At 68.2% G+C, this 19488-nt stretch carries 20 protein-coding genes; 9 read left to right on the top strand and 11 right to left on the bottom strand.

What is annotated here, in order from left to right; translation table 11 throughout:
- Positions 1–121: 121 nt before the first annotated feature.
- Positions 122–1060, top strand: a complete 939-nt coding sequence (locus tag ASF39_RS22560; protein WP_056284464.1) for a hypothetical protein — start codon at positions 122–124, stop codon at positions 1058–1060.
- Here ASF39_RS22560 and ASF39_RS12105 read toward each other — a convergent pair.
- Positions 1055–2296: a TIGR03862 family flavoprotein gene (locus ASF39_RS12105; protein ID WP_056284460.1), complete on the bottom strand. Its 1242-nt coding sequence runs from the start codon at positions 2294–2296 to the stop codon at positions 1055–1057. The two genes, ASF39_RS22560 and ASF39_RS12105, sit on opposite strands and share 6 nt — an antisense overlap.
- Before the next feature lie 216 nt (positions 2297–2512).
- On the opposite strand from ASF39_RS12105, the gene ASF39_RS12100 reads away from it, so the two are divergent.
- Positions 2513–3532 carry a TerC family protein gene (locus tag ASF39_RS12100; protein ID WP_056284194.1) on the top strand — a complete coding sequence of 340 codons (1020 nt, stop codon included), beginning with the start codon at positions 2513–2515 and terminating at the stop codon, positions 3530–3532.
- Between the two features lie 75 nt (positions 3533–3607).
- Here the strand turns inward: ASF39_RS12100 and ASF39_RS12095 are convergent, their stop codons facing one another.
- From ASF39_RS12095 to ASF39_RS12085, 3 genes are all read right to left on the bottom strand, one after another.
- The gene (locus ASF39_RS12095) at positions 3608–4378 is read right to left on the bottom strand and encodes an N-acetylmuramoyl-L-alanine amidase (protein ID WP_056284192.1); all 771 of its coding nucleotides are present in this window, start codon (positions 4376–4378) and stop codon (positions 3608–3610) included.
- Entirely contained in the window at positions 4375–5100 is a 726-nt protein-coding gene (locus ASF39_RS12090; RefSeq protein ID WP_056284190.1) for a DnaJ family molecular chaperone, read from the bottom strand. The genes ASF39_RS12095 and ASF39_RS12090 overlap by 4 nt, the downstream gene beginning before the upstream one ends.
- 196 nt (positions 5101–5296) lie before the next feature.
- Entirely contained in the window at positions 5297–5566 is a 270-nt protein-coding gene (locus ASF39_RS12085) for a hypothetical protein (protein ID WP_055885784.1), read from the bottom strand.
- Positions 5567–5786: 220 nt separating this feature from the next.
- Here ASF39_RS12085 and ASF39_RS12080 point away from each other — a divergent pair, with 220 nt between their 5' ends.
- Complete coding sequence (locus ASF39_RS12080) at positions 5787–6353, top strand: urease accessory protein UreE (RefSeq protein ID WP_056284188.1); 567 nt, start codon at positions 5787–5789, stop codon at positions 6351–6353.
- A gap of 208 nt (positions 6354–6561) precedes the next feature.
- On the opposite strand, the gene ASF39_RS12075 is transcribed toward ASF39_RS12080, so the two are convergent.
- Complete coding sequence (locus ASF39_RS12075; protein WP_082494534.1) at positions 6562–7347, bottom strand: FkbM family methyltransferase; 786 nt, start codon at positions 7345–7347, stop codon at positions 6562–6564.
- Positions 7348–7852: 505 nt separating this feature from the next.
- On the opposite strand from ASF39_RS12075, the gene ASF39_RS12070 reads away from it, so the two are divergent.
- Complete coding sequence (locus ASF39_RS12070; RefSeq protein WP_244472384.1) at positions 7853–8623, top strand: class I SAM-dependent methyltransferase; 771 nt, start codon at positions 7853–7855, stop codon at positions 8621–8623.
- Positions 8624–8651: 28 nt separating this feature from the next.
- On the opposite strand, the gene ASF39_RS20575 is transcribed toward ASF39_RS12070, so the two are convergent.
- Positions 8652–9686, bottom strand: coding sequence for a glycosyltransferase 61 family protein (locus ASF39_RS20575; RefSeq protein ID WP_082494533.1), 1035 nt, complete (start codon positions 9684–9686; stop codon positions 8652–8654).
- Between the two features lie 177 nt (positions 9687–9863).
- On the opposite strand from ASF39_RS20575, the gene dusA reads away from it, so the two are divergent.
- Complete coding sequence (gene dusA, locus ASF39_RS12065) at positions 9864–11111, top strand: tRNA dihydrouridine(20/20a) synthase DusA (protein WP_348271518.1); 1248 nt, start codon at positions 9864–9866, stop codon at positions 11109–11111.
- A gap of 4 nt (positions 11112–11115) precedes the next feature.
- On the opposite strand, the gene ASF39_RS12060 is transcribed toward dusA, so the two are convergent.
- Genes ASF39_RS12060 through cobS form a run of 3 tightly spaced genes read right to left on the bottom strand, consistent with a single transcriptional unit; the run spans position 11116 to position 12887 of the window.
- Positions 11116–11805, bottom strand: coding sequence for a TIGR02281 family clan AA aspartic protease (locus tag ASF39_RS12060; protein WP_056284176.1), 690 nt, complete (start codon positions 11803–11805; stop codon positions 11116–11118).
- Positions 11802–12005, bottom strand: a complete 204-nt coding sequence (locus ASF39_RS12055; protein WP_082494548.1) for a DUF1289 domain-containing protein — start codon at positions 12003–12005, stop codon at positions 11802–11804. The genes ASF39_RS12060 and ASF39_RS12055 overlap by 4 nt, the downstream gene beginning before the upstream one ends.
- A gap of 51 nt (positions 12006–12056) precedes the next feature.
- Positions 12057–12887 carry an adenosylcobinamide-GDP ribazoletransferase gene (cobS, locus tag ASF39_RS12050; RefSeq protein ID WP_056284173.1) on the bottom strand — a complete coding sequence of 277 codons (831 nt, stop codon included), beginning with the start codon at positions 12885–12887 and terminating at the stop codon, positions 12057–12059.
- A 92-nt stretch (positions 12888–12979) separates the two neighbouring features.
- Here cobS and cobT point away from each other — a divergent pair, with 92 nt between their 5' ends.
- Both cobT and ASF39_RS12040 read left to right on the top strand, forming a co-directional pair.
- Positions 12980–14011 (top strand): nicotinate-nucleotide--dimethylbenzimidazole phosphoribosyltransferase, encoded by a 1032-nt coding sequence (cobT, locus tag ASF39_RS12045; protein WP_056284170.1) that lies wholly within the window; start codon positions 12980–12982, stop codon positions 14009–14011.
- 313 nt (positions 14012–14324) lie between these two features.
- Positions 14325–14585 (top strand): hypothetical protein, encoded by a 261-nt coding sequence (locus tag ASF39_RS12040; RefSeq protein WP_056284165.1) that lies wholly within the window; start codon positions 14325–14327, stop codon positions 14583–14585.
- A 178-nt stretch (positions 14586–14763) separates the two neighbouring features.
- Here the strand turns inward: ASF39_RS12040 and ASF39_RS12035 are convergent, their stop codons facing one another.
- Positions 14764–15534: a potassium channel family protein gene (locus ASF39_RS12035; protein WP_056284160.1), complete on the bottom strand. Its 771-nt coding sequence runs from the start codon at positions 15532–15534 to the stop codon at positions 14764–14766.
- A 309-nt stretch (positions 15535–15843) separates the two neighbouring features.
- On the opposite strand from ASF39_RS12035, the gene nhaA reads away from it, so the two are divergent.
- Entirely contained in the window at positions 15844–17073 is a 1230-nt protein-coding gene (gene nhaA / locus ASF39_RS12030; protein ID WP_056284158.1) for a Na+/H+ antiporter NhaA, read from the top strand.
- A 129-nt stretch (positions 17074–17202) separates the two neighbouring features.
- Here nhaA and ASF39_RS12025 read toward each other — a convergent pair whose 3' ends face one another.
- A complete protein-coding gene (locus ASF39_RS12025) occupies positions 17203–18747 on the bottom strand; it encodes a HAMP domain-containing sensor histidine kinase (RefSeq protein WP_055885751.1) in 1545 nt (514 codons plus the stop codon).
- Positions 18748–19011: 264 nt separating this feature from the next.
- Between ASF39_RS12025 and ASF39_RS12020 the strand changes: the two genes are divergently transcribed.
- Positions 19012–19467, top strand: a complete 456-nt coding sequence (locus tag ASF39_RS12020; protein WP_055885748.1) for a (2Fe-2S)-binding protein — start codon at positions 19012–19014, stop codon at positions 19465–19467.
- The last annotated feature ends 21 nt before the right edge of the window (positions 19468–19488 follow it).

The following is a 19488-nucleotide window of genomic DNA, read 5'->3' as shown; positions in this document are numbered from 1 at the left end:
GATCCCGGCCGGAACGGCGGCGAGCCTTCGATCGGGCGATCACGAGGCTTGACCGTTCCGGATGCCCGACGCCAATGTCCGCCTGCCGCGCCGGGACGCGGCGGTGGCCGGGAACAGATCCATGCGTCTCGACGGCGTCGCTTTCCTCCTGGCGGCCATGGTGCTGGCGGGACCGGTCGCATCGGTGCCGGCCGCCGCGCAGCTGGCGATCCAGGTCCTGCCCGGCGAGACGGCGGCTCCCGCGGAGCCGTCCGACGGCCCGTCTGCGGGGACACCTGGTGCGCGGTCGGCGCCGAAAGCGTCCAAGCCGCGGGCCAAGCGACCGCCTGAGCCGAGCCAGCCGATCACGGTCTACGAGGCACGCATCGAGGCCGGCGACCTGCGGATCTCGGGGAGCCTGCGCAAGGGCGGTCTCGTCGTAGTGCTCGACGACGACATCTCGGTGATCGCCGACAAGCGCGGGCGCTTCTCGTTCCGGCTGCCCTATCTGCCGCCCAACTGCGTCGCCACGCTGAAGGCGGGCGAGGACGAGCGCGAGGCGGTGGTGGCCAATTGCGGCTCATCGGGACCGCAGGGGGTCGCGGGTGTGGCCGGTGCTCCGGGGGCGAACGGGGAAGCCGGCGTCAAAGGTGAAACGGGTCCGAAGGGCGATCCGGGTCCGAAGGGCGATCCGGGTCCTGGCGGCGAGCCCGGCGCGAAGGGCGAGGCCGGACCGCAAGGACCGCCCGGTCCCAAGGGCGAACGGGGCGAGCCCGGTCCGCAGGGGCCCGCCGGGCCGCAGGGCGTGGCGGGGACGGCCGGGGCCGACGGTGCGGCGGGGCAGGCGGGTGCGGCCGCCGTCGTGGCCACACCGGTCCCATCGGCGAGCGCGTTCCGGCTCCTGAGGCTCGAGAGCTGCCCGGTGGGCGGCTGCGAGATAACCTGCGAGACCGCGGAGGTCCTGGTTTCGGCCTATTGCCTCAAGGCGCGCAGCCCGACCTTCATGCAGAGCGGCGGGGCGCCGAGCGCCGCCTGTCCCGCCGACAGCCAGGGCATGATCGGGATCTGCGCACGCCTATGACGGGGGCCTGACCGCCTCTTCGCCGAGCCAGGCGAGAAGCCCTTGGGCCGCGGCGCGCCCGGTGGCGAAGGCGGCCTGGAGCAGGTAGCCACCGGTGGGCGCCTCCCAATCCAGCATTTCGCCGGCCACGAAGGTGCCGGGCCGGGCGGTGAGCATGAACCGGTCGTCGAGGCCGGCGAAGGCGACGCCCCCGGCGGTGGAGATCGCCTTCTCGATCGGTCGCGGGGCGCGCAGGCGGACGGGCACCGCCTTGACGAGGGCGGCGAGCGGCACCGGGTCGTCGGGCAGCGTGCGGCCGGCGGCCTCGTAGACGAGCGCCGTAGCCACAGGGCTCAGGCCCGCGGCCTTGCGCAGGGTGGTGGACCGGGACTGCCCGGATTTCGCGGCGCCGAGCCGTTCGACCAAGGTCCGATGGGCGAGGTCCGGCCGTAGGTCGAGGTGGATCACGGCCTCGCCGCGCTCGGCGATCGCCTCCCGGATCGGGCGCGAGAGCGCATAGACCGCCCCGCCCTCGATGCCGTCGGCGGTCACCACCGCCTCGCCGCGCACGGTGGTGTCGCCGAAGCGCAGGGCGATGCGCTTCAGGGGCTCGCCGGCGAAGCGGCGACGCAGGTGCTCGGACCATGCCACCGTGAAACCGACGTTGGCCGGCCTCAGGGGCGAGACAGGCACGCCGTGGCCCTCGAGGAGCCGGACCCAGGCGCCGTCCGAGCCGAGGCGAGGCCAGCTCGCGCCGCCCAGCGCCAGCAGTACCGGCCCCGAATGCCGCGTCACCGGTCCGTCGGGGGTCTCGAAGGCGGCACCGCCGGCGTCGGACCAGCCGACGAAGCGATGGCGGGCCCGGATCCGGACCCCGAGGCCGTCGAGGCGGGCGAGCCAGGCCCGCAGCAGCGGCGAGGCCTTGAAGCTCTCGGGGAACACCCGGCCGCTCGAACCGACGAAGGTCGGCTGGCCGAGGTCGTGGCACCAGGCCCGCAGCGCATCGGGCGGGAAACCCTCGACCGCCCTGACGAGGCCGGCCGGTGCCGGCCGGTAGCGGGCGAGGAAATCCGTCAGCGCCTCGGAATGGGTGAGGTTGAGGCCGCCGCGTCCGGCGATCAGGAACTTGCGGCCCACCGACGGCATCCGGTCGTAGACCGTCACGGGGTGGCCGGCCCCAGCCAGCACCTCGGCGGCGAAGAGACCGGCGGGGCCGGCCCCGATGACGGCGATATCGGTCGGCGGCACGTCTTGCATGCCCATGCGGAGCCGCATCGGCACCCGTCCTGTCAAGGAGAACCGCAAGGCTCCCGGAGAACCGCAAGGCTCCCGGACACCCTTGATTCCGCCGACAGGCCTTCCCAAGTCCGCGACATCGGCTGCGGGCCCCTCTGGCGGAGCGCGTTTTCATGCCTCCGTGATGTCGGAGCCGATGCTTTCCTCTCCCTTGAAAAGCATCGATGGTGCCCGCGCATGCCCGAATTTCTCTTCGTCGATTGGCTCGGCAAGCCGATCTGGATGTGGCTCGGCTTCCACGCGGTCGTGGTCACGCTGCTCGCCTTCGACCTCGGCGTTCTCCACAAGGACAAGAACCACGTCATCGAGGTGCGTGAGAGCCTGCTGCTTACGGCCTTCTACTTCGGCCTCGGGCTCGCCTTCGGCGGATGGGTCTGGTGGTATTTCGGCGGGCAGACGGCACAGGAATACGTGACCGGCCTCGTCGTCGAGAAGTCGCTGTCCATGGACAACGTCTTCGTCATCGCGGTGATCCTGACCTCGCTCGGCATCCCGCGGGCGGCCCAGCACCGCGTCCTGGTCTGGGGCATCCTCGGCGCGCTCGTGATGCGCGGGCTGATGATCGGGCTCGGCGCCGCCCTGGTGCATCAGGCGGCCTGGATCCTCACGGTGTTCGCGGCCTTCCTGATCTTCGTGGGCGTGAAGATGCTCGTCTCGAAGGAGGAGACCGAGGCCGTCGACATCAACGACAACCGCGCCGTCAAGGTGTTGCGGCGCTTCTTCCGCATCACCCCCGAGTTGCACGGCCAGCAATTCGTCGTGAAGAAGCCCGATCCCGAGACCGGCAAGATGGTGCGCTGGCTGACGCCGCTGGCGCTCGGCCTCGTCCTCGTCAACCTCGCCGACGTGATCTTCGCGGTGGACAGCGTGCCGGCGATCTTCGCGATCACCACCGACACCTTCGTGGTCTACACCTCGAACATCTTCGCGATCCTGGGGCTGCGCGCGCTCTATTTCGCGCTCGCCGCGATGGTGGACCGCTTCGCCTACCTCAAGACGGCGCTCGCCTTCATCCTGATCTTCATCGGCCTCAAGATCGTGGTGGCGGATACCTTCGACCTCGTCCACCTGCCGCCGTGGGTGTCGCTGCTCGTCACCGTGACGCTGCTGACCGGCGGCATCGTCTACAGCCTGTGGCGGACGAGGGGCGGCGCGCAGGACGAAGACGAGGTCGCCTCGTCGGCGCGGGCGCGCTGAGGGTCCGCATCGCGGTCCGACACCGGCCTGCCCGCCGGCAACGGCGTCGCAGGCGAGGGGGGACCGATCGTCACGTCACGGCGATGACGGGCGGGGCCTGTCTCTGGCGGCGATGAGGTCGCGCAGGGTGGTGATGGTCGAGGAATCGGCGATGCCGTCGACCCGCTCCTGGCGGAAATGGCGCTGGAAGGCCGTCACCACCGCCAGGGTCCGCGCGTCGAAGGTGCCGGTCACCGCAAGGTCGTATCCGTAGAGGGCGAACATCGCCTGGAGCGCCTCGATCGGCTGGCCGGCGTCGCCCTGCGCGAAGAAGCGCCCGTCGCGGATCGGGGCCGGCGGCACATGGTGCCCGACGCCCTCCCTGGCGAGGCGGTCCCAGGGAAAGCGCTCGCCGGGGTCTTCCTTGCGCTCGGGCGCGATATCGGAATGGGCGAGCACGCCGGCCGGACGGATCGGCCAGCGCGAGACGAGGTCGCGGCACAGGGCGATCACGGCCGCGATCTGGACGTCCGGGTAGGGCGGCAGGCCGCCGTCGTGGCCGGGATTGACGATCTCGACGCCGAGCGAGCGTGAGTTCACGTCGCGCTCGCCCGCCCAGGCCGAACGGCCGGCGTGCCAGGCGCGGCGGCCTTCCGGGACCATCTGCATCACCCTGCCGTCCTCCAGGACCACGTAGTGGGCGGAGACCTCGGAGAGCGGGTTGGCGAGGCGCTGGATGGCGGCGGCGGCCGAATCCATGCCGGTGTAGTGCAGGATCAGGAGGGTCGGCGGCCCGCCGATGCGCTCGCCGTGGTTGGGCGAGGGCACCACGCTGGTGGCGACGGCGCTTTCCGGGGTCGCCTTCACCGCAGGCCCCGCTCGGTCGCGATGCGGTCGTAGGCGGCGTTGATGGCCGCGAGCCGCCGGGTGGTGATGGCCACCGCCTCCGCCGGCAGGCCGCGGGCGATGGCCCGGTCGGGATGGTTCTCGATCACCAGGGCGCGGTAGGCCGCCTTGAGCGCGCCGTCCTCGGCGTCCGCTTCCAAGCCGAGCACGAGGTAGGGATCGTCCGACAGGCGCATGTGCCGCGCCGCGATCCGCCGGAAGGCGTGCTCGTCGTAGCCGAAGATCTCGGCGACGGCGCGCAGGTAGCGTTCCTCCGCCTCGTGGATCGCCCCATCGGCCTTGGCGATGTGGAACAGGCCGTCGAGCACGTCCTCGAGCATCTGCGGCTCGTCGTGGAAGACCGAGGCCATCTGCCGGGCATAGGCCTCGAAGCCGCTGGTCGTGCCCTTGGCGAGGTCGAACAGCCGCGCCACGCCGGGGCGGGCATCGGCGTCCACCGCCACCACCTTGTCGAAGGCCTCGACCTCGGACTCGGTCACGACCCCGTCGGATTTCGCCATCTTGGCGGCGAGGGCCACCAGACCGGTGGTGAAGACCACGTCGCGCGGCGTCGTGCCGAAGATCGCGCCCTCGCGGTCCACCAGGAAGTGCCCGGCCGCGAGGCCGACGAGCCCCCCGAGCGGCCCGCCGATGGCGAGCCCGAGGCCGGCGCCGCCGAGCTTGCCCCAGATTCCGTCGCTCATCGCAGGGGCCGGTCGGTGTGGACGGGAGGGAAGTCGACGGTCATCGTCTCGGCACGGGAACACGGCATCGGGCGCAAGCCATACACCGGAGCACGCAGGTGCAAAAGCGATAGCGCAGATGCGAGAAGGGGCCGGAACCGTCGGTTCCAGCCCCTCCTTCGCCGGCCGTGAAGACCGGCCGATCGGCGCGATGGGCTCAGCGGCAGTACACGTCGCCGTAGGCGTCGCGGTAGGTGCCGTAGGGGCAGCGCGGCGCGCTGGCGGCGCCGACGATGGCACCGCCGGCTCCGCCGATGGCGGCACCGGCCAGGGCGCCGCCGGCGCGGCCGGTGGCGGCTCCGCCGATGGCGGCTCCCGCCAGGGCGCCGAGGCCGGCGCCGCCGAGGGCGCGGTCCTCGGGGGTGTTGCAGGCGCCGAGCGAGAGGGCGAGGGCGCCCGCGAGGGCCGTGGCGATGAGCTTCTTCATGATGGCGGAGGTCCCTTGTGCAGTGGATCGGGTCCGGCTTTGCGCCGTGATGGGTCAGGCTCGACGATCCGGCGGATCACCGCGCTGGGATGAGCTTAGCCGTACAGGCTCATGAATGCACCCTGGCGGCATTCGGTTCCGCCCACGCTTTCCGTTCGCATGGAAAACCCTTTAGAGAGGCCCGATCCCCACAGGTCCGGGGTCGGTCACCGAGGACATCATGCTGCGCGCCACCACCATCGTCCGCAAGCCGGCCGTCCGCCCGGAGGCCGTGGTCGACACCGTGATCCTCGACCACGCCGCCCGGCAGGCGACGACGGGCGAGATCACCGGGCAGGGGGGCCTGGGCCTCACCCTCGCCCTCACCGCGACCACGGGGCTGGAGGACGGGGACGCCCTGCGCCTCGACGACGGCCGCCTGGTGGCGGTGCGCGCGGCGGCCGAACCGCTGATCGCGGTGCGGGCCGAGAACCCGGCCCGCCTCATGCGCTTGGCCTGGCAGCTCGGCGGCAACCACGTGGCCGCCGAAATCGGGCCCGACGTGCTCTACGTCCCGGCCGACGCGGCGGTGGCCGAGCTCGTCCGCGGCCAGGGCTGCACCGCGCAGGCCGTCTCGCGCGCCTTCAAGCCCGAGCGCGCCGCGCACGACCACAGCCAATGCGGCCACGATCATCACGCGCACGATCACCAGGCCCACGCCGGTGACGGCCACCAGGATCACGGGCACGACCACGCGGCTCACGACCATGGCCACGTCCACGGCCCGGACTGCAAGCACGACCACTGAGCCGTCGTCTGCAATGGCTAGGCGGAAGGCTTACGTCGAAACCGAACCCGGTCGTCGCAACGAGGCCTGGCGCGCCTGAGGGGACAAGGCTGCGCAGATTGGTCGAGCCATCGCTCGAGCAATGGCGAAGCGGGGCGAGGGCTTAAACGCAAACGACCCGACCGCCAGTGGAGGCGGCCGGGCCATGACGGGATCTTGAGCGATCGGGCTATCGCAACGGCACGTCGGCCGTAGCGACTGCGGACTCGAACATTGCGGTTTTGGCGTGCGGGACGAGAACGTGGTTCCAGGCCGCGAGATCGAAGGCGACGACGTCCTCACGCAGCACATACCCGTCTTGATGCAGGCGGTAGCGTTGAAAGCCGTCGGTGGCGGCGATCTCGTTGACCAAGGTCGTGTCCGCCTCCCTTAGCACCTCGATGAACAGGATTGGCCGAGCCTCGCGCAACGTACGACGGGCGCCGGCCAGGACGGCGGGCTCGTGCCCCTCGACGTCTAGCTTGATGAACGAAGGGGCAGGCAGGTGCATGTCGTCCAGCCGCCGCGTCGGCACCGACACGGAACCGGCGAACTGTTGAAATTCGGAGTTCAGCGAACAGCTAGTTTCCAGCAAACCATGTCCAGCATCGGGGACGTATAGCTGTGCCGTGCCATTGGCATCGGACAAGGCCACTTGATGCAGCGTGACGCGATCGCGAAAGGCATTCGCCGCAATCGTCTGCTGCAAGATGCTGATGACCGGCGGGTATGGCTCGAACGCGTGGGATATCAAGCCGGGGTTGGAGGCGCATGCAAGCAACGTATAGACGCCATTGTTAGCGCCGATATCGAACATGACGCCGTTGCCAGATGTACGGGCCAAGCTCAAGAGAACGGCAGGCATTGGACGCTCAAACGAGCCGTCAGCGAACTGGCCTGCCACATTATCATGCACATCTGGAGGAACGATATTAAACCGCTCGCCAAATACCTCAAATTCGACTGCCTCTGACATACTGCCTCCAACCCGCGTTGACGGCGGTTATTCCAGCGGAGGCGGGCATCGTCAATCGGCTGTGGTAGGATTGCCGGCTACACCTTGGCCGAGCATTTGTGTGACGCGCCAGCGGATCGGCCAAGGGATGCGATCTTGAATCCGATCGTCAGCTTTTGCGGCGCGCTCGGCCAGATGCACCGATGCCCGGCGTTGCATGCTTACCGGAGAAAATGAACCACACTGCATTTTCCGGAGAGCGTTTGGTTTCGGTCGGGCGGCCGAGGCTTGGCTCTTGGTCGGAGCGCTCTTCGGCTTTACCGGGAGGGATACTCCCGATGGATTCGAGCAGGCCTCAGGTGTCGAACCCGCCGACCCATTGGAGGGTAGCGGACGCAATTGCTCCGAATGATTGCCATGGGCCTCACCGGTGGATCACCTCGGCCTTGGCAAGCCAGATCACCGTTCGGTGAGAGGACGATCGTAGCGGCACCTCTCGGCGTGCCGAACCCAGTTCCAGAGCGTCTTGAGCAAACAGCCGCTATTTTCTTCAAAAGCCCGGTTTCCCTATGCCAGTTTCCCTATGATAGAGATGGCCGGTAGCTCGGTGAGCGGATTGGAAATGACGGCAATGTCACTGTACGAAATTTTTCTCGCCAATACTGGTCGCCCCATCCACAAAGCGGGACACTACTTTTTTGCTTACGAACGCCATTTTGGGCGTTACGTCGGACAGCCCGTGACTTTTCTAGAAATTGGGGCGGGCAACGGCGGCTCGTCTCAGATGTGGAAACGGTGGCTTGGGCCACTCGCCCGCATCGTTACAATCGACATCAACGAAGTGTGTCGACAATACGCTGACGAACAGGTTTCGGTTCGAATCGGCGACCAATCCGATCCAGTCTTCCTACAGTCCCTCTTGGACGAATTTGGCACATTCGACGCAGTTCTTGACGATGGCAGCCACCACATGGAGCATGTCAACAAGAGCTTTGATTTCCTATACGAAAAAATAGCGTCGAATGGCGTTTACATGATCGAAGACATGCACACGGCGTACTGGCCCGATTACGGCGGCGGAAAAGGCGATCCGCGATCGATTGTCGAACGTTTCAAAGCCCTGATCGACGATCTCAACGCCGATCATATCCGCGATGGAACAACCACCCCGTCCGCTTTCACTCGCCAAACGGTGGCCATGACGGCCTACGACAGTATCCTTGTATTTGAGCGAGCGCCCCTCATTAACAAGGCCATGAAAATGGTCGGCGATGACACGCTGCGAGCAAACTACTAACGAACAGTAGAGGCGGAGCGGGAGAAATCTACAGAAGCTGGAGCATTTCCTTGGCCACGGCCTCGGGGTTTGAAAATTTCAGCGTCGTTAGAAACCCTGCCTCGCCTCCAACGATAGTCTCTGTGCCGGCGGCGTACAGGTATGTCACATGCGTACCGGACAGGGCATCCAACATCATGAAGTTGCTATTTGGATAGCAACTTGGAGAAATACAGATAATTTTTGCACGAGAAGTGACAAATACCGAATTATGAAACGCCGAACCAGCCGTTCCCAATATTGTCTGCCTGTCTCTAAATAGCGCTATTTGCTCCGGAAGTGCTAGAGTTTCTGGGTAGATTATCTCGATGCCCGATGCCGATAAAATTTCAGTAACAACATTTTCGTTTGCAAAGCGGCCAACGCCGGATTTTAGATTACCTTTAGAAAGATATGCGGGAGCCATATTTCTTTCTTGCTGCAGTGGGTGATCTCGCAAGATATTATCGCCAATCATCCTACAGAGCTGACCGAACGCACGATGGGCGAAGCTTTGTTCTTGGAAGCTTGGATGGGGGACGATCAATCGCGAGAAAACCATCGGACGGTCAATAAAAACGATTCGGTCTTCCGTGAGGCCGAGAGCGCCAAACAAATCTCGAATAAAGGGCAACCCAAACCAATCCTTTGGATTTCCCTGACCGTGAAAGAGTATTTTATAATTATCATTGGCCCGATCGATCAATGGCCAAAGTCGCGGCAGGGTATTTACTATGAAATGGCCGAAATGTAAATTGACGAACCCGCCGTAGATATAAGTTTCGTCAACTGTATTGAGAGCACTTCGAAGGGTACTGATCGGAACTTGGGTCTTCCTATCGCCAATCGTGCCATTTGGTCCATGCCTATCCATTGCCTCATCGAGCGCGCGACCCGAGCGGTTAAAGATACCCCAAGAACCTCCCGGATCGGTTGGCAAAGCGATGACATCTCGCACATCACTGACGCTGGGGCGCTCATGGACAATCTCATAGCTTCCCCACATCGCTTGGCATCGACGCAATGTGGACAGGGCATCAAGCATGTGGGGTTATCTCAATCTTCCGGGAGGCAGGTGGCAGACGAAGGTCGCCGCTTCAGTAGCACCGAAGGATACCCTCTGAGGAGGATTGCTGCACCAAGAGGCTTATTCCTGTCCATAGAGCAACTACGGTCGGAGAATATGGCAAGCCTCCACCCTTTGCGTCTTTTTATCTAAACCATGCCGGGTTTCCCGGCGGATCTGCCCGTCCCTTTTGACGACCACCCGCGCATGGTATCCGGTCGTCCCGTCCGTCCGCCAGCGCTCGACGATTGCCTCCGCGTCGCATCCCGCCCCATGCCGTACGGTGTGAGCGACGGACGACAGCGTTGCAGAGCTGGACGGAACGAAGCGGGTGGAAAAACCGGCCCGAACGGCCGCAAACGGAACAGCCGGAAACGACGACACGTGACGGACGCAGTCGAAAACACCACCCCTTTCAGTCCCTACCGACTCTCCGTCGCACCGATGATGGATTGGACGGACCGTCACTGCCGGTCGTTCCACCGCGTCCTGTCGCGGCGGGCGCGGCTCTACAGCGAGATGGTCACCACCGGCGCCGTGCTCCATGGGCCGCGCGACCGGCTGCTCGCCTTCTCCCCGGCCGAGCATCCGGTGGCGGTGCAGCTCGGCGGCTCGGACCCGGCCGACCTGGCGAGAGCCGCCCGCATCGCGGCGGACTACGGCTACGACGAGGTCAACCTCAACGTCGGCTGCCCGTCCGACCGGGTCCAGGACGGTCGCTTCGGTGCCTGCCTGATGCGCGAGCCGGGGCTGGTCGGCGATTGCGTCGCGGCGATGAAGGCGGCCGTCCGCGTCCCGGTGACGGTCAAGTGCCGCATCGGGGTCGACGACCAGGGCGAGGAGGCCCTCGACGCCCTCGCCGAGGCGGTGGTCGCGGCGGGCGTCGACGCCCTCGTCGTCCATGCCCGCAAGGCCTGGCTCCAGGGCCTCTCGCCCAAGGAGAACCGCGACGTGCCACCCCTCGACTACCCGCGCGTCGCCGCCCTGAAGCGGGCGCGGCCGACCCTGCCGATCGCCGTCAACGGCGGCATCGCCACGATTCCTGACGCGCTCGGCCATCTGAGCGCGGTCGACGGGGTGATGATCGGCCGGGCGGCCTACGGCGACCCGGCGATCCTCCTCGCGGTGGACCCGATGCTGTTCGGCGAGGCGGCGCCGGTGGCCGACGCCTTCGGGGCGGTCGAGGCCTTCGCGCCGACGATCGCCGACGCCCTGGCCGAGGGGGTCCGCCTCCACACGATCACCCGGCACATGCTGGGCCTGTTCAACGGGCGGCCGGGCGCGCGCGCCTATCGCCGCCACCTCTCCACCGTGGGCACGCAGTCCGACGCCGGCCTCCGGGACCTGCGCGACGCGGTCGCGATGGTCTCGCGCGAATGGCCCGAGGCGACCCGCGCCGCCTGAACGGTCAGGGCGCGCGAAGGGTCAGCCGGTCGCCGCGGACCTCGTAGGAGCCGAGGCGGCTGAGAAAGCTCATGCCGAGGAGATTGTCGGACAGGGCGCCCGGACGGCTGATCAGCGCCGAGACCCGCCTCAGGGTGATGTCGCCCACCGCGAGGCTGTCGAGGTAGGCCGGCGCGGCCACCGTGGTGCCGTTGGCGGTGGAGATCCGCACGCTGAATTCCGACTCCTTGGGCGTCAGCGAGAGGGCGGCGGCGTTCTCGGCGGTCAGCACCACGGCGCTGGCGCCGGTGTCGAAGACGAAGGTCTGTACCCGCCCGTTCACCGCCGCCCTCACCTGGAAGTCGCCGCCCGCCCGCCGGGCGATGGTGACGCTGCCGCCCGGCCCGGTGGTGGCGCTGCCGGGGCGCAGCTCGCCCACGATGCGGTTGCCGACCTCGCGCGCCTCGTCGCGATAGGCGTAGGCGCCGACGCAGGCGAGGCCGAGGAGGCCCCAGATCGCCAAGGCCCGCAGGTTCTCGCCCATGCGGCTGCGGAACTCGCCCCAGAACCCGGCCGCGATCATCGCGAGCAGCGCGCCGCTGCCGGCCAGCCCCGCGAGCTGCTCCGGCTCGAGGCCGACGATCCGACCCTCGCCGTGATTCAGGACGAGGGCCACGAGCGCGATGCCGAGCACCCCGATGGCGAGGTAGATCATCGTGCCACCTTGCGGCGCTGGGCGGCTCTCAGGCGCTCGGGCAGGGTCGCCATGATCGCCCGGCGCCTGGCCTCCGGCATCCCCCCCCACAGGGCGATCTCGTCGCGGGTGCGGCCGCAGCCCTCGCACAGCCCCAGCCCATCGTCGAGGACGCAGAGCTTGGTGCAGGGGCTGGAGGCTTTCTGGACGAGGCTGATCATGACCCGTTCCATGCCGGGCCGCGCGGCCGGGATCAAGTCGAGGGCATGGCCTCAGGCGGGGGTCGCGACAAGGAGACCGAGGAGGGCCGCGATCTCGGCGAGCTGCTGGCAGGCCCCGACCACGTCGCCGGTCTGGCCGCCGATGCTGCGCCGCGCGAGGCCGGCGACGCCCCAGGCGGCGAGGGCGCAGCCGCCGACCATCAGGGCGAGAGCGGCGACCGGGACACCGAACGGCAGGCTCAGACCCGCGAGACCCAGGCCGAGCACCACGGCGATGCCGAAAGTCCGGCGGCTCGGGCGTCCCACCGCGGCGCCGGCGCCCCCCGGCCGGGCCGGATCGAGCGCCACCAGGGGATACAGCGCCGCCGTGCGCGACAGCGCCGCGGCCAGGACCAGCGCCACCGCGGCGACGGCCTCGATCCGGTCGAGGAGGGTCGCGAGCGCCCCGATGCGCAGGGCCAGCGACAGCATCAGGGCGACGCCGCCATAGGCGCCGATGCGGCTGTCGCGCATGATCTCGAGACGGCGCTCGCGGGTGGCCCCGCCGCCGAACCCGTCGGCGACGTCCGCGAGCCCGTCCTCGTGCAGGGCGCCGGTGACGAGGACGCCGGCCGCCACCGCCAGGGTCGCGGCCAGGAACGGCCCGAGCCCGAGCGCCCAGGCGCCGAGCAGCACGAGCCCCGAGGGGAGTGCCAGGACGAGGCCGGCCAGCGGCAGCATCCGCGGCGCGGTGCGAAAATCGGGCACGCCGTGCGGGTCGCCCTCGCCGGGCAGGCGCGGCACCGGCAGCCGGCTGTAGAAGCGCAGGCACGCGGCGAGGTCGTAGGCGGCCCGAGCCCCGGGAAAGCCGGGCTCCGCGATGTCGCGCGCATCCTGCGCCATGGTCGGCCCGCCTTCACCCTCGCACCTGCGAAAGCTATAGCGGAGCGACAGCGCGCCGCCATCCCGGCCCGACCCGCGCGAGGGATGTCGCCATGACCGTCGAGACACCGTCCGAGGAAGGCCCGTTCGCGGACATCCGCCGCCTGATCGCCACGATGCCCGGCCCGGACGGCGACGCCCTCGCCATGGTGCGCGAGCGCGACGCGATGTTGACCAAGCCCGCCGGCGCCCTCGGTCGCCTCGAACGCCTGGTGGAATGGCTCGCCGCCTGGCAGGGCAAGGGCCGGCCGAGCCTGGACCGGCCGCTGGTCTGCGTCTTCGCCGGCAGCCACGGGGTCGTCGCCCGCGGCGTCTCGGCGTTCCCGCCGGAGGTGAACCGGCAGATGCTCGACACGTTCGCCGCCGGCGGCGGCGCCATCAACCAGATCTGCGCCGCCTACGGCCTCGGCTTCAAGGTGTTCGATCTGGCCATCGACCTGCCCACCGGCGACATCTGCGCCGGCCCCGCCTTCTCCGAGAAGGACTGCGTGGCGACCATGGCCTTCGGCATGGAGGCGGTGGCCGCCGGCACCGATTGCCTGGGGCTCGGCGAGATGGGCATCGGCAACACCACCATCGCCGCGGCGATCTACGCGGCCCTCTACGGCGGCGAGCCGGCCCATTGGGTCGGCCGCGGCACGGGGGTCGACCAGGCCGGGCTGACCCGCAAGACGCAGGCCGTGACCGACGCGCTCGCCCACCACGCCGGCCACCTCGACGATCCGTTGGAGGTCCTGGCGCGCCTGGGCGGCCGCGAGATCGCCGCCATGGCCGGCGCCATTCTCGCCGCCCGCCTGCAGCGGGTGCCGGTGGTCCTCGACGGTTACGTCGCCACCGCGGCGGCGGCGGTGCTCCACGCCATCGACCCGGCCGCCCTCGACCATTGCCTCTCCGGCCACGTCTCGGCGGAGGGTGCCCATGCCGACGTGCTCGAACGGCTCGGACTGGTCCCGCTGCTGGCCCTCGGAATGCGCCTCGGCGAAGGCTCAGGCGCCGCGATGGCGATCGGCGTGCTCAAGGGCGCCCTGGCCTGCCACCGCGACATGGCGACGTTCGCGCAGGCGGGGGTCGCGGGTCCGGCCTGACCGCATCGACCGCGGCGAGTCTTTCGCGACCGCGGCGAACCGGACGGTCGCCGACAGGCGGCTCGTCGAGACCTGCTTTGAAGCGAGGCTTGCCCCGGAGAGACGCTTGCCCTGGAGAAACGCCGGGCGACGAACCGTTTTATTCTTCCCCCGGCGGTGACGGCGCGAGACCGGGTGCAGCCGACGGTTTTAATCCGGCCGCTCATGTGCCTGCGCGCACGTCATGGATGAGATCGGCACCCCATATCTGGCTTACACAGTGAGAAGCGGACCAAACAGTTGGTCCGTACTGTCAAGGAGCTAGCAAGCCATTATGAAGACCCGTATCGCCGCTATTGCCACCGCCCTTGTCATTGGCGTTGCTCCGATCTCGTCCGCGATGGCTTTCGAGAGACCCTCTCGCTACACGACCTTCTCGCCCTACGATGTGGAGACCACGGGCTCGATCAACGACGTCCGTCGCCCGCCGGCGTATTTCGGTTGTCCGATGAGTTCGGCCGCCGAAGGCAATGCCAACCAGCAGAACTTCCCCGTCCAGCAGTACGGCCAGACCTCCGGCGGCAACCGCTGCTGATCCGGCCCCTCGGAACGAACGGATGCTGTTGAAGACCTTCACCTACGTCATGGCCGCCGTCTGTGCGGCGGGCCTGATCGTCACCGTCTATCAATCGGCTCACCTGCTGCTCGCCGCCTGAGCCCGAACCGATCCCGCGGAGGGGCCGCCTGCAACGGCGGCCCCTCCGTTCGCCTGTCTAGCTATCGCCTTCGTCGGGGATGTTCAGGGTGACGCCGCAGGCCTTGCAGTGCACCGCGTCGGGTTCGTGGCGCTGGAGGCCGCAGGTCGGGCAGGGAAAGCGCACCTTGTAGGGGCGGAAGAGAACCTGCGCGAGGCGGAAGAACAGCGTCACGCCGCAGATCATCACGAAGACCGAGATCAGCCGGCCGGTCGTACCCGGCAAGGTGATGTCGCCGTAACCCGTGGTCGAGAGCGACGTCACCGTGAAATAGAGTGCGTCGACGGGGGTGGCGATGGCGGGGTTGCTGCCGTGCTGGGTGACGTAGATCACCCCGGTCATCACGAACACGAACACCACGAGGTTGGTGCCGGCCAGGATCGCGTCCTCGTGGCGTCGGAACAGCGCGCTGTCCTTCCGGAGGCGGTCGAGCAGTTCGTAGGTGCGCAGGAGCCGGAGCGTGCGCAGGATGCGCAGGAAGCCGGCACTTTCGCCCAGGAGCGGAAGCAGGAACGACGCGATCGCGGCCAGATCGGCCCAGGTGGTGACGCGCAGGAACTCGCGGCTGGGCCGCGGGCTGACGACGAGGCGAGCTACGAAATCGAGCAGGACGATCAATCCGAGCACGATGTCGAGCACCGCGATCCAGCCCGTGCGCGGCATGAACGACGACACGATGACGAACAGGATCGTGGCCACGTCGAAGACGAGCAGGCCGTAGCGGAAGCGATGCGCCCGGTCGGTGTCGCCCTCGTAGAGTTCCTTCAAGCGCGCGGCGTACCAGGTCATGAGGTCCCGACAGGTGTGTGGTCGCCCGGCGCCCACGTTGGGATGGCCCGCGCCCCCAGGAACGTCTGTCGTGATGAAACCGGCGGCCGGAGGCGTCGCGTTTTCCAGAAAGCGAGACGAATGTCATCCACCCGACACGAAACCGAGTCCCGGCAAACCGAGTCCCGGCTCGATGCGAGGGGCCGCCCACCGACGGTCTCGGAATTCGCGTCGCACCCCGTTCGTGATCGCGATGCGGCCGTCGCAGTGGAGCGCCGAATTTCACCCGGGCCCGTTGAACCGCGCATGAAACGCTGACAGGGCTGACACATGCACGCGCCAACCCCCATCCGCCGCCCGTTCTCAGCCCTGCGGGCGATGCTGCACAACGAAGCGAGCGGCGGCCTCGTCCTGATGGCGAGCGCCGCCCTGGCCCTGGTCGTCGCCAACTCCGCGCTGGCGCCCGCCTATTTCGCCACGCTGAAGGCCTATCTCGGGCCCTTGAGCGTGCTCCACTGGGTCAACGATGCCCTGATGGCGGTGTTCTTCCTGCTGGTCGGCCTCGAGATCAAGCGGGAGGTGCTGGACGGGCGCCTGCGCACCTGGCCCGATCGCGTCCTGCCGGGGGTGGCGGCGCTGGGCGGCATGGTCGCCCCGGGCCTCGTCTATCTCGCCGTCAACTGGCACTCGCCGGAAACCCTGCGGGGCTGGGCGATCCCGGCGGCCACGGACATCGCCTTCGCCCTCGGCGTCCTGGCCCTGCTCGGCTCGCGCGTGCCGGTCTCGCTCAAGATCTTTCTCACCGCCCTGGCGATCATCGACGACCTCGGCGCGGTGCTGATCATCGCGGCGTTCTACACCGCCGAACTGTCCCTGCCGATGCTCGGCGGGGCGGCGGTCGCCTTCGCCGTCCTGTTCGGCCTGAATAAGGCCGGGGTCAGCCGACTGACGCCCTACCTCGTGGTCGGGGCGGTGCTCTGGGTCTTCGTGCTCAAATCCGGGATCCACGCCACGATCGCGGGCGTGCTCCTGGCGATGACGATCCCCCTTCGCCTCAGCATCGGCAAGCCCGACGATCCGACATCGCCGCTGCACAAGCTCGAACACATCCTGCACCCGTGGTCGTCGTTCCTGATCCTGCCGATCTTCGGCTTTGCCAACGCCGGCGTGTCGCTAGCGGGGGTCACGGGCAAGATGATGCTCGACCCGGTGACGTTGGGCGTCGCCCTCGGCCTCTTCCTCGGCAAGCAGGTCGGCGTGTTCGGGTTCGTCCTGGTCGTCGTCAGGCTCGGTTGGGCGCAACGGCCCGCGCATGCCAGCTGGCTACAGATCTACGGCGTGGCGCTGCTGTGCGGGATCGGCTTCACCATGAGCCTGTTCATCGGCCTCCTGGCCTTTGCCGACTCGCCGGAACTCGAGGCCGAGACCAAGATCGGCGTGCTGGCCGGCTCCCTCGTCTGCATGGCGCTGGGCGCGCTCGTGCTGCGGTTCGCGCCAGGCGGTTCCCGCCCGGCGAAAGTCGCGGGGGCGAAAGTCGCGGCGGCAAGGCCTCACCCCTGAACGGACGACGGAACGCGAGCTCGTACGCTGCGTCGGCGCCGGCAAAAGGAAATCCGCCGGGGCGCGGGCCGCGTGGAAGGAGCGGCGTATCGTCGTCGAAGGGCCGGCAACCGCTCCGGAGGCGTTCGGTCAGGCCGCCGACCGCCGAGCCCCGTCCATCCTCGCCTCGGGCACGAGGCCGTCGACCTCCAGGTCCACGGCCGGCAGGGTTTCCATGACCCGGCTCGCGGGGAAGGTCACCACCACCTCGGTGCCCTCGCGCGGGCGCGAGGACAGCTGGAAGGTGCCGCCGTGGAGGTCCACGAGGCCCTTGACGATGGGCAAGCCGAGGCCGGAGCCCTGTTCGGCGGTCTTGATCGCGAGCGAACCGCGGCCGAAGGACGACATCACGGTACCGATCTCGTCCTCCGGAATGCCCGGGCCGGTATCCTTCACGCTGACGTATTGGCCTCCGGACCCCGTCCAGCCGACCTTGATCGTGATCTCGCCGCCCGGCGGCGTGAACTTCACGGCGTTGGAGAGCAGGTTGAGCACGATCTGGCGCAGGGCCCGCTCGTCGGCCCACAGGCGCGGCAGCGTACCGTCGATGAACTCGCGGAAGGTCTGGCCCTTGCTGCGCGCCCGCAGCCCGACCATGTGGCGCGATTCTTCCACCGCCTGGGCGAGTTCCGTCGCTTCCTCGTTGAGCTCGTAGCGGCCCGCCTCGATGCGCGAGAGGTCGAGGATCTCGTTGATCAGGTTGAGGAGATGGAGCCCGCTCTCGTGGATGTCCTTGGCGTATTCGCCGTAGGACGGCGCCACGTGCGGGCCGAACACCTCGTTCTTCATCACCTCCGAGAAGCCGAGGATGGCGTTGAGCGGCGTGCGCAACTCATGGCTCATGGTGGCCAGGAAGCGCGACTTGGCGAGGTTGGCCTCCTCGGCCCGGCGCCGCGCCTCGTCGGAATTGGCCTTGGCGTGCTCGAGTTCGCCGAAGATCGCGTCCTTCTCGGCCTGGGACTGCAGGGCCTCGACGGTGGAGACGTAGACCCGGCGCCCGACCACCAGGAAGAACACCTGCGAGCCCAGCGCCATCGTGACGAGGATGATCGTGTCCATGTCGTGGGAGATCGTCAGGAGACCTAGCGCCGCCAGCATCAGCGGGACCAGGGCCGCGACGGCCGCCGCCGGCAGGGTCGCCGCCAGCATCGTCGCCACCGCCGCCACGATGACGAGGCCGAACAGGACGAAGGTCTGCGCCTCGCTCGACCCGACCAGGACCATCAGGCCCCAGGACACGCTCTGGACCGCCTCGGACACCACGAACGCGCGCCGCCAGCGGTCCACCGAGACCGTCTCCGGGTCGGCGGCCAGGAAGCGCCGGGTCAGCCACATGGTCAGCGCCACCGACGCCACCAGGCAGATCGCCCAGCACAGGGAGAAGCTCAGCGGCACCCAGAACGCCGAAGCCCCCGCCACCGCGGTGGCGAGCAGCGCCTGCGGCAGGCCCGCGCCGGCCCGGTACTGCGCGTAGATCCGGATGAGTTCGTAATCGAACGCTCGTTCGAGACCGCTCGTGGAGGTGAGGCGCTCCCGGGCCGAGCGGATGTCGCGCGCGATCTCGCGTCGCCGAACGACCTCCTCGACGGAGGGCCCACGCCCGCGTTGCACCATCTCCGCCGTCAGATCGGTCATCACCGTCTTGAAATTTGAAGTGATCGATGTCGCGGGCGGGAAACCACGTCTGCCGCCCGACCGAGGCTCGAACCTGCGCGGGATGTGTTAAGAACGGCTGAGGGAGATCCCGTCGATTGTCCGCAATCGGGACGGGATGCACAGGGCGACGGAGGCGGGACGCCCCCCCGAATCATGTGCGCGGGCGCACATGAGAACGGGTTGGGCGGGACTAGCCTCGGTACCGTCGACCTTGAGCGACTCGAACAAGTCCGGAGACGCGGGATGCTGACACTCACCGTCAATGGCGTAGCGCACCAGATCGACGCCGATCCGCAGACGCCACTGCTCTGGGTCCTGCGCGATCACCTCGACAAGACCGGCACCAAGTACGGCTGCGGCATCGCGCAATGCGGTGCGTGCACCGTCCACCTCGACGGGCAACCCGTGCGCGCCTGCCAAACCAAGGTCGGCGACGTCGGCACCGCCGCCGTGACGACCATCGAGGGGGTTTCAGGGCGCGTGGCCGAGGCGGTCCGGACGGCCTGGCGCGGCCTCGACGTGGTCCAGTGCGGTTATTGCCAGTCCGGCCAGATCATGTCGGCCATCGGCCTGCTCTCGTCGACCCCCAAGCCCACCGATGCCGACATCGACGGGGCCATGGACGGCAACGTCTGCCGGTGCGGCACCTATCAGCGCATTCGCGCCGCGATCCACGACGCCGCCCGCACCCTCGCTTGACGGCGCCTTTGCCCGATCGAT

It is taken from the genome of Methylobacterium sp. Leaf108 (genome assembly GCF_001423265.1).
In the GTDB taxonomy this organism is placed as follows: domain Bacteria; phylum Pseudomonadota; class Alphaproteobacteria; order Rhizobiales; family Beijerinckiaceae; genus Methylobacterium.
This window is presented reverse-complemented; position numbering and strand designations above follow the sequence as displayed.

Excerpts from the sequence above, each read along its gene's own strand:
- ASF39_RS12035 (WP_056284160.1), bottom strand. The coding sequence starts at position 15,534 with ATGACCTGGTACGCCGCGCGCTTGAAGGAACTCTACGAGGGCGACACC.
- ASF39_RS12080 (WP_056284188.1), top strand. The coding sequence starts at position 5,787 with ATGCTGCGCGCCACCACCATCGTCCGCAAGCCGGCCGTCCGCCCGGAG.
- cobT (WP_056284170.1), top strand. The coding sequence starts at position 12,980 with ATGACCGTCGAGACACCGTCCGAGGAAGGCCCGTTCGCGGACATCCGC.
- cobS (WP_056284173.1), bottom strand. The coding sequence starts at position 12,887 with ATGGCGCAGGATGCGCGCGACATCGCGGAGCCCGGCTTTCCCGGGGCT.
- ASF39_RS12025 (WP_055885751.1), bottom strand. The coding sequence starts at position 18,747 with ATGACCGATCTGACGGCGGAGATGGTGCAACGCGGGCGTGGGCCCTCC.
- ASF39_RS12020 (WP_055885748.1), top strand. The coding sequence starts at position 19,012 with ATGCTGACACTCACCGTCAATGGCGTAGCGCACCAGATCGACGCCGAT.
- ASF39_RS12040 (WP_056284165.1), top strand. The coding sequence starts at position 14,325 with ATGAAGACCCGTATCGCCGCTATTGCCACCGCCCTTGTCATTGGCGTT.
- ASF39_RS12090 (WP_056284190.1), bottom strand. The coding sequence starts at position 5,100 with ATGAGCGACGGAATCTGGGGCAAGCTCGGCGGCGCCGGCCTCGGGCTC.
- ASF39_RS12085 (WP_055885784.1), bottom strand. The coding sequence starts at position 5,566 with ATGAAGAAGCTCATCGCCACGGCCCTCGCGGGCGCCCTCGCCCTCTCG.
- dusA (WP_348271518.1), top strand. The coding sequence starts at position 9,864 with ATGCCGGGTTTCCCGGCGGATCTGCCCGTCCCTTTTGACGACCACCCG.
- ASF39_RS12055 (WP_082494548.1), bottom strand. The coding sequence starts at position 12,005 with ATGATCAGCCTCGTCCAGAAAGCCTCCAGCCCCTGCACCAAGCTCTGC.
- ASF39_RS20575 (WP_082494533.1), bottom strand. The coding sequence starts at position 9,686 with ATGCTTGATGCCCTGTCCACATTGCGTCGATGCCAAGCGATGTGGGGA.
- ASF39_RS22560 (WP_056284464.1), top strand. The coding sequence starts at position 122 with ATGCGTCTCGACGGCGTCGCTTTCCTCCTGGCGGCCATGGTGCTGGCG.
- ASF39_RS12075 (WP_082494534.1), bottom strand. The coding sequence starts at position 7,347 with ATGTCAGAGGCAGTCGAATTTGAGGTATTTGGCGAGCGGTTTAATATC.
- ASF39_RS12105 (WP_056284460.1), bottom strand. The coding sequence starts at position 2,296 with ATGCAAGACGTGCCGCCGACCGATATCGCCGTCATCGGGGCCGGCCCC.
- ASF39_RS12060 (WP_056284176.1), bottom strand. The coding sequence starts at position 11,805 with ATGATCTACCTCGCCATCGGGGTGCTCGGCATCGCGCTCGTGGCCCTC.
- nhaA (WP_056284158.1), top strand. The coding sequence starts at position 15,844 with ATGCACGCGCCAACCCCCATCCGCCGCCCGTTCTCAGCCCTGCGGGCG.
- ASF39_RS12100 (WP_056284194.1), top strand. The coding sequence starts at position 2,513 with ATGCCCGAATTTCTCTTCGTCGATTGGCTCGGCAAGCCGATCTGGATG.